Raw genomic sequence first — 15,267 nt, 5'->3', positions numbered from 1 at the left:
CGCGTGCCTGTCGTCGTCGTCACCGATTCATCGTCTCGGTTACCGGCCGAGGTCGCCGATCACTACGGCATCCGTCAGGTGCCGCTGCACCTGACGTTGGACGACAACGACTATCGCGAGGGTGTCGACGACATCCCGGCCGATATCGTGTCCCGCCCCGGCGTCACCACCTCGGGGGCGAATCCGCACGAACTCGGCGCGGTCTACGAGCAGGCCCTCGCCGACAGTGACGGCGACGGGGTCGTCGCCGTGCACATGTCGCGTCGGCTGTCGGGGACGTGGGGGGCCGGGCGTGTGGCGGCAGAGAAGTTCTCCGGTCAGGTCCGCATCGTCGACTCCCGATCCGTCGGTCTCGCGGTCGGTTTCACCGCCGTCGGCGCGGCGCAGGCGGCCAACGCCGGAGCCGACCGCGACCGGGTGTACGAATCGGCGATCCGGCAGGCCGCGACCATCGACTCGTTGCTGTGCGTGCACCAGCTGGAGAACCTGCGTCAGAGCGGCCGGATCAGCGCGGCCAGCAAGATGCTGGGTTCGGCCTTGTCCATCAAGCCGATCCTGCACATGGTCGACGGCGTGCTGAGCCTCAAGGAGCGGCACCGCACCTTCTCCAAGGCACTGGCCAAGATGGCCGACGCAGCCGTCGAGTCCGCCGACGGACGGCCGGTCGTCCTCGGTATCCAGCACTGTGACTCAGCTGATCTGGCAACGGAATTCGCCGACGATCTGGCGGGGCGACTACGGGATGTGAAGTCTCGGATGATCGTCGACCTCGGGCCGGTGCTGGGCTGCCATGTCGGGCCCGGCGCCATCGGGGTCACCCTCGCCACCCACCTCGAGCCGATCGAATCCTGACGCCAGGTGGGTGGGTAGCGCTGTCCACAGCGCACAAGTCCATCCACAGATCGGCTGAGCAGCGCCGCTTCTCGACCGCATCCACTCGGCGAATCCATAGGCTCGACGGGCATGAGCACATCAGCGTCTCGTCGGCGTTCCGGTCTCGACCGGCTCGATACGCGCCCGCCCGCGCGCACCGTGTCGGGCGATGAAACCGTTGCGGGGGAATCGAATTCGGATCGCGCGCCAGGCACCCGCGGCGTGACCGAGGACAGCCCCTGGGGCGTGACTGCGGTACCGACGTGGCTCGAACCAGTCGGCGCACGTGACCGCGCAGCCACGCGGATGACCGTTGGTGATCATTTCGGTCTCCCCGACGAAGACGACGAGGACGAACCCCCGCGCCGGCGACTGCTCGTCGCACCGCCCGCGGCGATCGCCCTGATCCTCGTCGGCGTCGCCGCCTGTGCTGTTGCCGGCTTCTCGTTGCTGCGCGGAGGAGGAGCGGAATCGGCGACGCCGGTCGCGTTCCCCGCCACCGCGGGACCGACCTCCGCCGCCGTCGACACGACCGCCGAGGCGCCCGCACCAGCCGAAGAGTTGGTGGTGAGCGTGGTGGGACTGGTGCACAGGCCCGGCCTGGTGCGACTGTCCGGCGCCGCCCGTGTCGCCGATGCGATCGCGCGGGCGGGCGGTGCGCGCAAGGGGGCAGACATGTTGTCGCTCAATCTCGCCCAACGACTCAACGACGGCGACCAGATCCTCGTCGGCTATGCCGGTGACGGGGGCCGGATGGCGATACGCAGTGCGGTCGTTGGTGCCGGTGGCGCGGCGAGCGTGCCGTCGAACGGATCGGCCGGAGCGGGCGCACCGTCGGGCGGCGCGAATTCCAGCGGTACACAGTCGGCGAAGGTCGATCTCAACACCGCTACCGAGGCGCAGCTCGACGAACTGCCCGGCGTCGGCCCGGTGACCGCCCGCGCCATCATTGCGTGGCGCGAGGCCAACGGGAGATTCGGCTCTGTCGAGCAACTCGCCGAGGTGGACGGGATCGGCCCGACACGCCTCTCCCGGTTGCGCGACCTGGTCACCGTGTGACGAGACCACGAGTGCCGGTGAGCATCCTGCCGCCCGGGGACTACCGGCTCACGGTTCCGGCGGCCGTCACATGGACGGTCAGTCTGCTGATCCTCCTCGGTCCGCCGCTGCCGGCGTGGGCACTTCCGGTCGTCGGTGGTGTCACCGTCGCAGCGGGCGCGATCGCGGTCAGGTGTGGGTGGGTCGCGTGGGCGGCGGTGTCACTGGTGGTGGTGGCCGGCGGGATGGTGGCGGTGACCGCCGCCGCGCTCGCCGTACGAGACGAGGTGCGGTCGTCGCACCCGCTGAGTTCCGTCGACGGCAAGGCACGCATCAGCGGGGTGATCCGCGACGACGCGGTGGCGTTGGGCCCGGCGTCCGCGTCGCGCGTGGCAGTCCGGGTGGACGTCGACGTGGTATCGGGGCGCGATGCGGTATCCGGCGCCGCCGAGTTGACGGGCCCAATGTCCCACTGGGCGGAACTCGTTCCCGGTCAACGCTTCTCGGTGGTCGCCCGGGTGAGTCCGCCACGCCGAGGTGAGTTGCTGGTCGCGCGGCTGTCCGCGGTGTCGCAGCCCGACCTGCACGGCCGACCACCACCGCACCAGCGGATCGCCACTGTCGTCCGTGAACGGTTGCAGTATCTCTCGGCACGGGGCCTCGGCCCCGACGCCGCGGGGTTGCTTCCTGGTCTGGTGATCGGGGATACGAGTGGGCTGGGTTCGGAGGTCCGCGAGGACTTCCGCGCAGCCGGACTGACACACCTGGTCGCGGTGTCGGGCAGCAACTTCGCAATCGTGATCGGTGCCGCGGTGATGGCGGTCCGGATGCTGGGGGCGACACCACGGGTGACCGTCGTCGTCGGGATGGTGATGGTCGTATGTTTCGTGATCCTGGTCCGACCGTCGCCGAGTGTGCTGCGAGCGGCGATGATGGGGATGATCGCCCTGCTGGCGCTGTGGGGATCGAGACGCGCACAGGCGCTTCCGGCGCTCGGCGCCGCGACCGTCGTCGGACTGCTGTGGTGGCCCGAGTTGGCCACCGAACCCGGCTTCGCGCTGTCGGTGATCGCGACCGGCGGGTTGGTGCTGTGGTCGGCGGCCATGCGGGACCGGCTGCGAGGTTGGCGAGTGCCACCGGGTATCGCCGAGCTGGTTGCCATGGCGCTGACGGCCCAACTCGTCACCGCGCCCGTCGTCGCGTTGCTGAGTGGGCGATTCACCATCGTCGGCGTGCTGGCCAATGTCGCAGTGGCGCCGGTCGTCGGCCTGATCGGGATCGTTGGTACCGCCGCCGCGATCGTCGGGGCACTGGGACCGCCGGACGGGATCGGGGCGATGTGCGCCGAACTCATGATCCGGGCGCTGGCCCCAGAGTTGTGGTGGATGCTGGGCTGCGCACGCGTCCTCGGCGGGCAGTCATGGTCCACGGTGCCGGTGCCTTCCGGCGTGGCAGGCGCGGCGATGGTGGCCGCGGTGACGATGTTCTTCCTGCTGGCGATCACCGTGTTCACGCGAGCCATCGGCGATGCCTGCGGCGGTGGGGGATCTGTCGCAGGGTTCTGGCACCATGGTCGCCGTGACTGATCGCCTGCATCTGCTGCTCGGGGATGACGACTTCCTGACCGGGCGGGTGATCTCGACCGTCGCGGCGCAGCAGTCGGCGGCGAGCGGGGAAGACGTACCGGTGACACGGGTCCGCGCGGGCGACGTGACCGAGCACGAACTGGCGGGGCTGCTGAGTCCTTCCTTGTTCGCCGAGGAGCGGATCGTCGTGGTGGAATCGGCGGCCGACGCGGGCAAGGAACCTGCCGCGTTGGTCGCGCAGGCGGCCGGTGAACTGCCCGAGGGCATCACGTTGATGGTGATCCATACCGGCGGGGGCCGGGCGAAGTCGATGGTCCCGGCACTGAAGAAGGCAGGCGCGACCGAACACGACTGCACGGCTCCGAGATGGCCGTCGGAGCGCATGGATTTCGTGCGCAAGGAGTTCCGCACACTCGGCGCACGGGTGAGCAACGACGTGGTCGAGCAGGTCGTCGAGGGCGTCGGAGCGGAGTTGAGGGAACTGGCCGCGGCGTGCGCCCAGCTCATCGCCGACACCGACGGCAAGGTCACCGTCGACGCCGTCCGGCTCTACTACCAGGGCCGCCCGGAGATCACCGGGTTCGAGGTCGCCGACAAGGCCGTGACGGGCGATCGGCCGGGCGCGCTCGAGTCGCTGGCGTGGGCCGAGCACCACGGGGTGCCGCGGGTGTTGCTCGCGGACGCGCTGGCTGAGGCGGTGCATGCCATCGCCCGTGTGCGTGCGATCGGTTCGATGGACCAGTACGCGGCCGCCTCGGAACTGGGAATGCCCCCACGCCGGGTCAAGAAGGTGCAGGGACAGGCTCGCGCATGGGACTCGGTCTCGATCGCCGCGGCAGTGCAGGTCGTCGCCCGTCTCAACGGTGATGTCAAAGGGCAGGCCGCCGATCCTGACTTCAGCCTGGAGAACGCCGTCGGGACGGTCGCCGACCTACGCCCGGCCCCCGGACGTAATCGCGCGCACTGACCGCGAGAACCGTGCCACACGCCGGAACCGCAGACGCGGGAACGGCAGAAAGTATGACGCAACCCACCCCGGTGACCGCGTGGATGTCACCGGGGTGGGTTGTGAAGGCTATGTGAGGGCGCGCTCGGAGAAGATCAGAGCTTGTTGACGGCGAGGTCCATCGCCGACTTCTTGTTGGCAGCCTGGTTGGCGTGGATGACGCCCTTCGAGGCGGCCTTGTCGAGCTGGCGGCCCGCGGAACGGGAGAGCTCGGTGGCCTTGTCCTTGTCGCCGGCCGCGACGGCCTCGCGGAAGTTCCGGATGGCGGTACGCAGCGACGACTTCACCGACTGGTTGCGCTGACGGCGTTCTTCGTTGGTGCGGTTGCGCTTCATCTGCGACTTGATGTTGGCCACGCGTGTAGTCCTCTTGCTCTGGTAGGTACTTGTTGTTCTGAGCAGGTCGGATATCGTGAATCGAACTGTTCACGTCGACGCTGCGACAGCGATCGACTTTACCAGCAGGCAACCACCCGACCCAAATCGCTGCTGCGGGACATTAGGCTTGCCCCCATCATGTCAGTCGTCTTCATTCACATCGGCCTGCCCAAAACCGGAACGACCCACCTCCAGGACCGCCTGTGGCGGAACCGTGACCTGGCCTTGGAGTCGTCGGGTCTGTTGTACCCGGGCAACCGCATGACCGATCACTTCCACGCCGCCACCCATCTCCAGCCCGAGCGCTATCTGGACTGGGTGAACCCGGACTTCGCCGACGCCTGGCCGAACCTCGTCGCACAGATGAAGGCGTGGCCGGGGAAGTCGCTGGTGTCGCACGAGCTGCTGGCCACGGCCAAGCCGGAGCACATCGCGACCCTCCTGTCCGATCTCTCGTTCGCCGACGAGATCCACGTCATCGCCACCGTGCGTGACCTGGCGCGGCAGTTGCCGTCGGTGTGGCAGGAGAACATCAAGAATCAGCGTCGCGCGGATTTCGCCGAGTTCCTGGCATCGGTGCGCGAGCACGGTCCCGCGGTGCCCGGATTCGTGCCGCCGGTGGGCGGAGATGAGGAAGAGCCCTTCTGGGAATTCCAGGACTACGTGCGGATCCTCTCCGACTGGGCCGATGCGGTGGGGCCGCAGCGGGTGCACCTGGTGACGGTCTCGCCCAGCCGCGACACGCCCGGGGAGTCGATCTGGGAGAGATTCCTGCGGGTGCTCGACGTCGATCCTGCGCCCCTGACGCTGGACGTCCCCACCACCAACTCGTCATTGCCGGCGGCGCAGGCCGAATACCTGCGGCGGCTCAATCATCACCTGCAGCCCTCCGACGTCCACTGGAGCAGGTACGACGGCGTGGTCAAGGGTCAGGTGATCCAGATACTCAAGCGCGCGAAGGGTGCGCCGCTCGGCCTCACCGCCGAGCAGCGTGTCTGGGCCGCTGAAGCCGCAGACGACATGGTCGAGGCGATGCGCACGCGGGGCTACCAGGTCACCGGAGACCTCGCCGACCTCGCCGTCAGCACGACCGCCGGGGCCGATGCCGAACCCCCGACGGACGAGCAGGTGCTCGACGTCGCGGTCGAGACGATGGCCGAGATGGTCAAACAAGCGCCGATTCGGGACAACCGTCCTCGACTGCGGACCCGCGGCATGAACGTGGTCCGCCGGGTCCGTCGACGGGTGCTGGGGTGGCGCCGATCGAAGTGACCGGCGGATCGCGGGCCTGACCGACCGCCATGCCGAATCCCCGATTTTGGGGCAACATGTCAAGTTATGAGTCCCGCGCCGACGACCTCCGCCAGCAAGCGAGCCGCCAGCAAGTCGAAAGCGACGAGTGCCGCCAAGACGACCAAGTCGACATCGAGCCGCAAAGCCGAACCGAAGGCCGCGGGCGGTAAGGGACGCACACGGGATCAGGCCAAACGGGCCAAGGCGGTTGTCCGCGAGCCCAAGGCGATCGACAACACGATCTTCGCCGGGTACTCGAAGGGGCCGTACGGCAAGGCCTTCGACGAGATGTTCGATGCCGACGGCGAGGTGCGCGCGCCCTATCGCGGCATCTACAAGGCGATGTCGGAATACGAGCGTGCCGACCTCGACGTCCGCGTGGACGCACTCGGCCGCGCATTCATCGATCAGGGCGTGACCTTCTCCCTCTCGGGCAAAGAGCGACCGTTTCCGCTCGACGTTGTGCCGCGGGTCATCTCGGCGAGCGAGTGGAGCAAGCTCGAAGCCGGTATCACCCAACGGGTACAGGCGCTCGAACTGTTCCTCGACGACATCTACGGCGAGCAGGAGATCCTGCGCGACGGCGTGCTCCCGAAGCGACTTGTCCACTCCTGCGAGCACTTTCACCGACAAGCCGCAAACATCCGACCCCCCAACGGTGTTCGTATCCACGTAGCGGGTATCGATCTCATCCGGGACGAGAACGGCGACTTCCGCGTCCTCGAGGACAACCTGCGTTCGCCGTCCGGTGTGTCCTACGTGATGGAGAACCGCCGAACGATGGCGCGTGTCTTCCCCGACCTGTTCTCGTCGCATCGGGTCCGGGCGGTCGGCGACTACCCGAGTCATCTCCTCCGCGCGCTGCGTGCGTCGGCAGCCTTCAACGAGGCAGACCCCAACATCGTCGTCCTGACGCCGGGTGTCGCCAACTCGGCGTACTTCGAGCACTCGCTGTTGGCCCGACTGATGGGTGTCGAACTCGTCGAGGGCCGAGATCTCTTCTGCCGCGACAACATCGTCTACATGCGCACCACGGAGGGGGAGCAGCGTGTCGATGTGATCTACCGCCGCATCGACGACGACTTCCTCGATCCCATGCAGTTCCGGCCGGACTCGATGCTCGGCGTGGCCGGCCTCCTCAACGCCGCCCGGGCCGGCAACGTCGTCATCTCCAGCGCCGTCGGCAACGGAGTCGGAGACGACAAACTCATCTACACCTACGTGCCGGACATCATCGAGTACTACCTCGGTGAGAAGCCGTCGTTGATGAACGTCGACACACTGCGGTGCTGGCTCGACGACGAACGTGAGGAAGTCCTCGACCGGATCGACGAACTCGTCGTCAAACCCGTCGAGGGGTCCGGTGGTTACGGCATCGTCTTCGGCCCCGACGCGACCAAGGCGGAACTGAACACGTTGGCGCGCAAGGTCCGCAACGATCCGCGCGGTTGGATCGCCCAGCCCGTCGTCCAACTGTCGACGGTGCCGACCAAGATCGACGGCGAGGTCCGGCCGCGGCACGTCGACCTGCGGCCGTTCGCGGTCAACGACGGCGACTCGGTGTGGGTGCTGCCCGGTGGTCTCACCAGGGTCGCCCTGCCCGAGGGGTCGCTGGTGGTGAACTCGAGTCAGGGCGGCGGCTCGAAGGACACCTGGGTGCTCGCCTCGGCGCGGTCGTCGGAGGACCGCGAACTGTCCGGCGCCAAGGTCGTCAATGCGAGCAGTGTCGCGGCGGCCAGGCCCGCGGAGAGCGCGCCTGACCCGCTGCACGCCCAGACCCAGCAACAACAGCAGGCCTGCGAGGACCAGGGCGGTGACCGTCGATGATGTTGGCCCGCAACGCCGAATCGCTGTACTGGATCGGCCGATATGTGGAACGTGCCGACGACATGGCACGCATCCTCGACGTCGCCATCCACCAGTTGCTCGAGGACGCGACCGTCGACGTGGACCGGCAGGCGCGCCTGGTGATCCAGGTCCTGGGGCTGGAACCGCCGAGCAACGCCGAGCCGATCGACGTCTGGGCCCTGACCGAGCGGGTCGCCTACGACAAGGATGCGATCGGATCCATCGTCGATCTGATCCGGTCGGCCCGCGAGAACGCGCGTGGCGCCCGCGAGGTCACGTCCAGCGAGATGTGGGAGTGCCTCAACACCACCTACAACGGGCTCAATGACGCAGAGCGACGGGCCCGACGCCTCGGCCCGCACGAGTTCCTCTCCTATGTGAAGAATCGTGCCGCGATGTTCTCCGGACTCGCCGACGCCACCCTCAGCCACGACGACGGCTACCGGTATCTGGTGCTGGGTCGATCAGTGGAACGCGTCGACATGACCATCCGAATGCTGTTGTCACGGGCCGGGGATCGCGTGACCTCGCCGTCGTGGGTCAGCGTGCTGGTGTCCGCCGGCGCGCACGACACCTTCCTCCGCACCTACCGCGGCCGCCTCGACGCGGAGAACATCGTGGAGTTCATGCTGGTGGACCGGTTGTTCCCGCGATCGGTGTTCCACGCGCTGCGGGTGGCCGAGCACAACCTGACCGAGCTGGAGAAGCGGCCCAGCCGCGTCGGTACCCAGGCGGCCGCGCTGCTGTTGCTCGGCCGGGCCCGCAGCTCGCTGGAGTTCGCCGAACCCGGCAATCTCCTCGACGATCTGCAGGACCGTCTGCTCGACCTCCAGGACACCTGCCGGTCGATCAACGAGGCCGTGACCGCGGAGTATTTCCATGTGTCGCCGTATGTGTCGTGGGCCGATGCCCGGGTGAGCGATTCCGAGGACCACGTCATCGAGGAGAGTGAACTGTGAGCTGGCGTCTGCGCGTCGTCCATTCCACCGGGTTCGCCTACAAGAGTCCGGTGACGTCGTCGTACAACGAGGCCCGGCTCACCCCGCGCAGCGACAACCGGCAGAACGTCATCGTCAACCGGGTGGAGACCGTCCCGGCGACGAGGTCCTACCGCTACACCGACTACTGGGGCACCGCGGTCACCGCCTTCGATCTGCACGCACCGCACGAGGAACTCGAGGTCTCCGGGATGTCGGTGGTCGAGACCGAGCGGGGCGGGCGGGTACCCCTCGACGAGCAGGTCGGGTGGGACGAGGTGCGCAGCGCCTACGTCGACGACCGCTACGACGAGATGCTGTCCTACACCGGCTACGTACCGAAGAACCGGCAGCTGGCCTCGACCGCGACGCGGCTGGCCAAGGGGCTGGAACCGGACTTCGCCGTCGAGGCGATCTGTCGGTTCGTGCACGAGGAAATGAAGTACGTTCCCGGCACCACCGGGGTCCACACCACCGCGGTGGACGCCTGGAACGAACGCAAAGGTGTCTGCCAGGACTATGCACATCTGTCGCTGCTGATGCTGCGCAGTCTCGGTATCCCTGCCCGCTACGTCTCCGGCTATCTGCATCCGAACTCCGACGCGAAGATCGACGAGACGGTCGAAGGGCAGAGCCACGCCTGGATCGAGGTGTGGACCGGGGGCTGGTGGGGCTACGACCCGACCAACGACACCAGGATCACCGAACAACACGTGTCGGTCGGCGTCGGACGCGACTACTCCGACGTCTCGCCCCTCAAGGGCATCTACACCGGTGGTGGCGCAACGGATCTCGATGTGGTGGTGGAGATCACGCGGTTGGCGTGAGGTTTCGATACGCCCTCGCCTAGCGGCTCGGGCTACTCAACCAGCAAAAGGAACGCCCCTTTCGCCGCCGTATCGAGATCACGGCGAAACGAGCAGGAAATCCATCACCGCGTCGGCGGTCAGTTGTGCGGTCGGCTTCCGATCGGGGTTCAGGTTGTGCCCGACCTTTTCGATCTCGACGATCCTGGTCGGGGCCGGGATCAGCTCGACGGCGTCGGCGAGTTCGGTCGTGCTGGCGAAGGGATCGGTGCTGCCGTGCACGATCACGGTCGGAACACGCACCGACGGGAGGTGTTCGGTACGTAGCCGGTCCGGCTTACCCGGCGGATGCAGCGGGTACGAGGTCAGCAACAGCCCGTCGGCGAGTTCCGGGTCCTCGGCCACGGCCATCGATGCCTGCCGGCCGCCGTACGAGTGACCGCCGACGATGAGCGGACCGCCCCCGGCCTCGTCGCGGAAGGTGGCGCAGGCGGCGACGATGCCGGCACGATCGGCGGCCGCGGTCGACGGACTCGGCGGCCCTTTCGGACGGCGACGACGATAGGGCAGGTCGATCCGGGCGACGACCAGACCCTGCGCACAGAGTGCCTCGGCCACCGACCTGAGGATCACCGCGTGGCGGTTTCCGCCCGCGCCGTGGGCGAGGACCACCACCCCGCGCGGATCGGTGGTGGGTCGGGAGACCTCGGCCAGCACCGTCTCGTCCTCATGGGTGGTGGTCTCACACGTTGCGTTCGGGGGCTCGGCAGCCATGTGTCAACCGTAGCGGCGAGCGTCGGCGACGACGTCGGGCCCGGACATGAGAAACTGGAAGGACCGACGCGGGCCGACCCGCCGCGTCACCATGCCGCACGCCCGAGGAGCAGTTCGATTCCCACCTTCGCCGACACCACCTTCACCGACCCCGCGCGGATCCGGAACTTCTGCATCATCGCCCACATCGACCACGGGAAGTCCACCCTGGCCGACCGGATGTTGCAGCTCACCGGCGTGGTCGAGGAGCGACAGATGCGCGCGCAGTACCTCGACCGGATGGACATCGAACGCGAACGCGGCATCACCATCAAGGCGCAGAACGTGCGGCTGCCCTGGCAGGTCACCGACGACGACGGCACCACCGACTACGTCATCCATCTCATCGACACCCCCGGCCACGTCGACTTCACCTACGAGGTCTCCCGTGCGCTCGAGGCGTGTGAGGGTGCCGTGTTGCTGGTCGACGCCGCTCAGGGCATCGAGGCGCAGACGCTGGCAAACCTCTACCTCGCGATGGACAAGGACCTGACGATCATCCCGGTCCTCAACAAGATCGACCTGCCGGCCGCCGACCCGGATCGGTACGCCGCAGAGATCGCGCACATCATCGGCTGCGAACCCGAGGAGGTGCTGCGGGTCTCCGGCAAGACCGGTGAGGGCGTCGCCGAGCTCCTCGACGAGGTGATCAAGCTGGTTCCGGCGCCGGTGGGCGATCAGGACGCGCCGGCCCGGGCGATGATCTTCGACTCCGTCTACGACACCTACCGCGGGGTCGTCACCTATGTGCGTGTGGTGGACGGACGCGTCCTGCCGCGCGAGAAGGTGCTGATGATGTCCACCGGGGCGACGCACGAACTGCTGGAGGTCGGCATCGTGTCGCCCGAGCCGAAGGCGTCGAAAGGACTCGGCGTCGGCGAGGTCGGATACCTGATCACCGGCGTCAAGGATGTGCGTCAGTCGAAGGTCGGTGACACCGTCACGACCGCGAAGAACGGGGCCGCCGAGCCACTCACCGGCTATCGGGAGCCGCGTCCGATGGTCTATTCGGGTCTGTACCCGGTGGACGGTTCCGACTATCCGGTGCTGCGTGACGCGCTGGACAAGCTGCAGCTCAACGATGCCGCCCTCACCTACGAGCCGGAGACGTCGGTCGCATTGGGATTCGGCTTCCGCTGCGGCTTCCTGGGCCTGTTGCACATGGAGATCACCCGCGAGCGCCTCGAACGCGAGTTCAACCTCAACCTGATCTCCACCGCACCCAACGTCGTCTACGAGGTCGTCATGGAGGACGGCACCGAGATCACCGTCACGAACCCATCGGACTGGCCGGCCGGCAAGGCCCGCAGCATCCATGAGCCGATCGTGAAGATGACCATCATCGCGCCGAGCGAGTTCGTCGGCGCGATCATGGAGCTCTGCCAGAGTCGTCGCGGCGATCTCGGCGGAATGGACTACCTGTCCGAGACCCGCGTCGAACTGCGTTACACCTTGCCGATGGCCGAGATCATCTTCGACTTCTTCGACGCGCTCAAGTCCAAGACGCGCGGGTATGCCAGCCTCGACTACGAGGAGGCCGGCGAGCAGGAGGCCGATCTGGTCAAGGTCGACATCCTGCTGCAGGGCGAGGCGGTCGATGCGTTCAGCGCGATCGTCCACCGGGACGCCGCCTACACGTACGGCAACAAGATGGCGACCAAGCTCAAGGAGCTGATCCCACGGCAGCAGTTCGAGGTTCCGGTGCAGGCCGCGATCGGCTCCAAAATCATTGCGCGCGAGAACATCCGCGCCATCCGCAAGGACGTGCTCGCCAAGTGCTACGGCGGCGACATCAGCCGTAAACGTAAGCTGCTGGAGAAGCAGAAGGAGGGCAAGAAGCGGATGAAGACGATCGGACGTGTCGACGTGCCGCAGGAAGCATTCGTCGCAGCCCTCTCCACCGACGCCGTCGGAGACAAGCCGAAGGGGAAATAGTCCGTTGGACAATCGCGCCGCCGTCAACCCGGTGCTCGCACAGAGTAACCTCCCGCATGGCCTGCCGGACTTCGCGTCGATCGACGACGACGACTTCCTGCCCGCATTCACCGTGGCGATGGAAACCCATCTCGCAGAGGTGGAGTCGATCGCATCCGATCCCCGGCCGGCGACGTTCGCCAACACTGTGGAGGCGCTCGAACTGTCGGGCCGCGACCTGGCCAGGGCGAGCGGGATCTTCTTCAACCTTGTCGGCCCGGACACCAATCCGAAGCGCAACGAGATCTCCCAGCAGTTGTCGACTCTGCTGACCGACCACGCAAACACGATCTCGATGGATCAGCGACTGTTCACGCGGATCGCGTCATTGCACGAACGTAAGAGCGAGCTCGACCTGACCGAGGCGCAGGATCGACTGCTGGCCAAGCGGTATCGCGATGCCGTGCGGTCGGGTGCCGGTCTGGCAGCCGACGACCAGGAGCAGATGCGACAGATATCGTCGCGGCTGGCGTATCTCACCACCACCTTCTCGCAGAAGGTCCTCGACGACACCAACGCGTCGGCCGTGTTCGTCGCCGATGTGGCGGAACTCGACGGGCTGTCGCCCGGCGAGATCGCAGCCGCGCGCCGGGCCGCGACCGACGCCGGCCACGACACAGGCCACCTGATCGCGTTGGAGCTCCCCACGAGTCAGTCGGTACTCACGTCGCTGACCGATCGCGATGTGCGGCAACGGGTTTTCGAGGCGTCGACCGCCCGGTGTACCCGGGGAAACGAACACGACACCCGCGAGCTGGTGCTCGAGATCGTGCGGCTGCGTGCCCGCCGTGCGCGGCTGCTGGGCTACACCGACCACGCCGAGTACGTGATCGCCGAAGAGACCGCCCCGAATCCGGCCGCGGTCGTCGAACTGTTGACGGACCTGGCTGCCTCGGCGCTGCGCGCGGGCGGACGCGAGTTGACCCGGTTGACCCGGCTCGCCGACGAGGAGATCGGCCCCGCCGACCTCACCTTCTGGCTCGAACGTGAACGCAGGGCGTCGGCGGAGGTCCCGCTCGACGACTTCGCCGACTATTGCGAGTTGGACAACGTCCTCACCAACGGCGTCTTCCACGCGGCCGGCAAGCTCTACGGCCTACGCTTCGTGGAGCGCGACGATCTCTCCGGTTATCACCCCGATGTGCGTGTGTGGGACGTCATCAACGAGGCGGGCCGCAGTATCGGTTTGTTCCTCGGCGACTACTTCGCGCGTCCGTCCAAGCGCGGCGGGGCATGGATGAACAACATCGTCGATCAGTCGCTGGCGTTGTCGGCCCAGCCGGTCGTGGTCAACGTCCTCAACCTGACCAAACCCGACGACGGCGAGCCGTGCCTGCTCACCATGAATCAGCTCACCACGCTGTTCCACGAGTTCGGGCACGCCCTACACGGCCTGTTGTCGGCGGTCGACTATCCGTCGCAGTCGGGGACCTCGGTGCCGCGCGACTTCGTCGAGTTCCCCTCGCAGGTCAACGAGATGTGGGCGCTGCACCCGGATGTGTTGTCGCAGTACGCCCGTCACCATGAGACCGGGGAGCCGATCCCGCCGGTCCTGGCGGATTCCGCGCGGGCGGCGGCGACAACGGAAAGCGCACACGCGACCATCGAATACCTCGCGGCCGCGCTGCTCGACCTCGCCTGGCATCGCATCACTGCCGACGATGTCGTCGACGACGTCGTGCGATTCGAGCGGGACGCCTTGGCAGCTGCCGGATTCACCGGCGACCTCATCCCGCCGCGGTACCGCAGCGCCTATTTCAACCACATCTTCGGCGGTGGATACTCCTCCGGTTACTACTCCTACATCTGGTCGGAGGTCCTCGACGCCGAGACCGAGCAGTGGTTCCTCGCCGAGGGCGGACTGCTGCGAGCCAACGGCCGGCGTTTCGCCGAGTCGACGCTCTCCCGCGGCGACAGCATTGATCCACTTGTGGCACACCGGGAATTGATCGGAAAGACGGCCGAGATCGGGCCATTGCTGGCGCGGCGTGGCTTGGCTGCGGCCCCTTCGTGAAGCTCGCTCGTCCCCTTTTGTTGGTCGAGTAGTCGCGAGCCGCTAGGCGAGTGGCGTATCGAGACCTGGTGCGCGGGATCTCGATACGTCTCCTCGCTGCCGCTCGTCGGCTACTCGATCAGCGGGTGGGTAACGCTCGCTCGACCCTTTCGTTGGTCAAGTGGCGTATCGAGACCTGGTGTGTGGGATCTCGATACGTCTCCTCGCTGTCGCTCGTCGGCTACTCGATCAGCGGGTGGGGGTGGCTCGCTCGACCCTTTTCGTTGGTCAAGTAGTCGCGAGCCGCTAGGCGAGTGGCGTATCGAGACCTGGTGTGCTCGATCTCGATACGCTTCCTCGCTGTCGCTCGTCGGCTACTCGATCAGCGGATGGGGTAACGCTCCTCGACCCTTTCGTTGGTGGAGTGGCGTATTGAGACCTGGTGTGTGGGATCTCGATACGCTTCCTCGCTGTCGCTCGTCGGCTACTCGATCAGCGGGTGGGTGGGTGGCCGTGAGGTTCGCTCGACCCTTTCGCTGGTCGAGTAGTCGCGAGCCGCTAGTGTCCTGCGCCGTTAATTCGTTGAATAAGTCTGCCGATGGAGCCGAGGATGTCTTCGGCGGTTTTGGTCCAGATGAATGGTTTGGGGTTGGCGTTCCATCCGGCGATCCAGTTCTTGATGT

12 protein-coding genes are annotated in these 15,267 nt (G+C 66.9%); 10 read left to right on the top strand and 2 right to left on the bottom strand.

Annotation, left to right across the window (positions count from 1 at the left end; all coding sequences use genetic code 11):
- Window positions 1-3 precede the first annotated feature (3 nt).
- The 4 genes from V1Y59_RS16560 (at window position 4) to holA (ending at window position 4,464) form a co-directional block, all read left to right on the top strand.
- Window positions 4-852: a DegV family protein gene (locus V1Y59_RS16560; RefSeq protein WP_330434991.1), complete on the top strand. Its 849-nt coding sequence runs from the start codon at window positions 4-6 to the stop codon at window positions 850-852.
- Between the two features lie 267 nt (window positions 853-1,119).
- Complete coding sequence (locus V1Y59_RS16555; RefSeq protein WP_330506052.1) at window positions 1,120-1,932, top strand: ComEA family DNA-binding protein; 813 nt, start codon at window positions 1,120-1,122, stop codon at window positions 1,930-1,932.
- 17 nt (window positions 1,933-1,949) lie between these two features.
- Window positions 1,950-3,497 carry a ComEC/Rec2 family competence protein gene (locus V1Y59_RS16550; RefSeq protein WP_330506051.1) on the top strand — a complete coding sequence of 516 codons (1,548 nt, stop codon included), beginning with the start codon at window positions 1,950-1,952 and terminating at the stop codon, window positions 3,495-3,497.
- Window positions 3,481-4,464: a DNA polymerase III subunit delta gene (gene holA, locus V1Y59_RS16545; protein ID WP_330506050.1), complete on the top strand. Its 984-nt coding sequence runs from the start codon at window positions 3,481-3,483 to the stop codon at window positions 4,462-4,464. Before V1Y59_RS16550 ends, holA begins: the two co-directional genes overlap by 17 nt.
- A gap of 134 nt (window positions 4,465-4,598) precedes the next feature.
- Here the strand turns inward: holA and rpsT are convergent, their stop codons facing one another.
- Window positions 4,599-4,859 (bottom strand): 30S ribosomal protein S20, encoded by a 261-nt coding sequence (rpsT, locus tag V1Y59_RS16540; protein ID WP_330436558.1) that lies wholly within the window; start codon window positions 4,857-4,859, stop codon window positions 4,599-4,601.
- Window positions 4,860-5,018: 159 nt separating this feature from the next.
- On the opposite strand from rpsT, the gene V1Y59_RS16535 reads away from it, so the two are divergent.
- From V1Y59_RS16535 to V1Y59_RS16520, 4 genes are all read left to right on the top strand, one after another.
- Window positions 5,019-6,152, top strand: coding sequence for a sulfotransferase family protein (locus tag V1Y59_RS16535; protein ID WP_330506049.1), 1,134 nt, complete (start codon window positions 5,019-5,021; stop codon window positions 6,150-6,152).
- Window positions 6,153-6,218: 66 nt separating this feature from the next.
- Window positions 6,219-8,000 carry a circularly permuted type 2 ATP-grasp protein gene (locus V1Y59_RS16530; protein WP_330506048.1) on the top strand — a complete coding sequence of 594 codons (1,782 nt, stop codon included), beginning with the start codon at window positions 6,219-6,221 and terminating at the stop codon, window positions 7,998-8,000.
- Window positions 7,997-8,980, top strand: a complete 984-nt coding sequence (locus tag V1Y59_RS16525) for an alpha-E domain-containing protein (RefSeq protein WP_330506047.1) — start codon at window positions 7,997-7,999, stop codon at window positions 8,978-8,980. Before V1Y59_RS16530 ends, V1Y59_RS16525 begins: the two co-directional genes overlap by 4 nt.
- A complete protein-coding gene (locus tag V1Y59_RS16520) occupies window positions 8,977-9,825 on the top strand; it encodes a transglutaminase family protein (protein ID WP_330506046.1) in 849 nt (282 codons plus the stop codon). Before V1Y59_RS16525 ends, V1Y59_RS16520 begins: the two co-directional genes overlap by 4 nt.
- A 78-nt stretch (window positions 9,826-9,903) precedes the next feature.
- On the opposite strand, the gene V1Y59_RS16515 is transcribed toward V1Y59_RS16520, so the two are convergent.
- The gene (locus V1Y59_RS16515) at window positions 9,904-10,578 is read right to left on the bottom strand and encodes an alpha/beta hydrolase family protein (RefSeq protein ID WP_330506045.1); all 675 of its coding nucleotides are present in this window, start codon (window positions 10,576-10,578) and stop codon (window positions 9,904-9,906) included.
- A gap of 117 nt (window positions 10,579-10,695) precedes the next feature.
- Here V1Y59_RS16515 and lepA point away from each other — a divergent pair, with 117 nt between their 5' ends.
- Window positions 10,696-12,552, top strand: a complete 1,857-nt coding sequence (gene lepA, locus V1Y59_RS16510) for a translation elongation factor 4 (protein WP_330506173.1) — start codon at window positions 10,696-10,698, stop codon at window positions 12,550-12,552.
- A gap of 4 nt (window positions 12,553-12,556) precedes the next feature.
- Entirely contained in the window at window positions 12,557-14,605 is a 2,049-nt protein-coding gene (locus V1Y59_RS16505; protein WP_330506044.1) for a M3 family metallopeptidase, read from the top strand.
- Window positions 14,606-15,267: the final 662 nt, after the last annotated feature.

It is taken from the genome of Gordonia prachuapensis (assembly GCF_036350515.1).
GTDB classification, from domain to species: domain Bacteria; phylum Actinomycetota; class Actinomycetes; order Mycobacteriales; family Mycobacteriaceae; genus Gordonia; species Gordonia prachuapensis.
Note: the sequence above shows the minus strand (reverse complement) of the source record. Positions and strands in the feature narration are given on the sequence as shown.

Bases quoted from the DNA above. Each gene is read 5' to 3' on its own strand.
- V1Y59_RS16515 (WP_330506045.1), bottom strand. From the start codon at position 10,578: ATGGCTGCCGAGCCCCCGAACGCAACGTGTGAGACCACCACCCATGAG.
- V1Y59_RS16530 (WP_330506048.1), top strand. From the start codon at position 6,219: ATGAGTCCCGCGCCGACGACCTCCGCCAGCAAGCGAGCCGCCAGCAAG.
- holA (WP_330506050.1), top strand. From the start codon at position 3,481: ATGGTCGCCGTGACTGATCGCCTGCATCTGCTGCTCGGGGATGACGAC.
- V1Y59_RS16525 (WP_330506047.1), top strand. From the start codon at position 7,997: ATGATGTTGGCCCGCAACGCCGAATCGCTGTACTGGATCGGCCGATAT.
- V1Y59_RS16535 (WP_330506049.1), top strand. From the start codon at position 5,019: ATGTCAGTCGTCTTCATTCACATCGGCCTGCCCAAAACCGGAACGACC.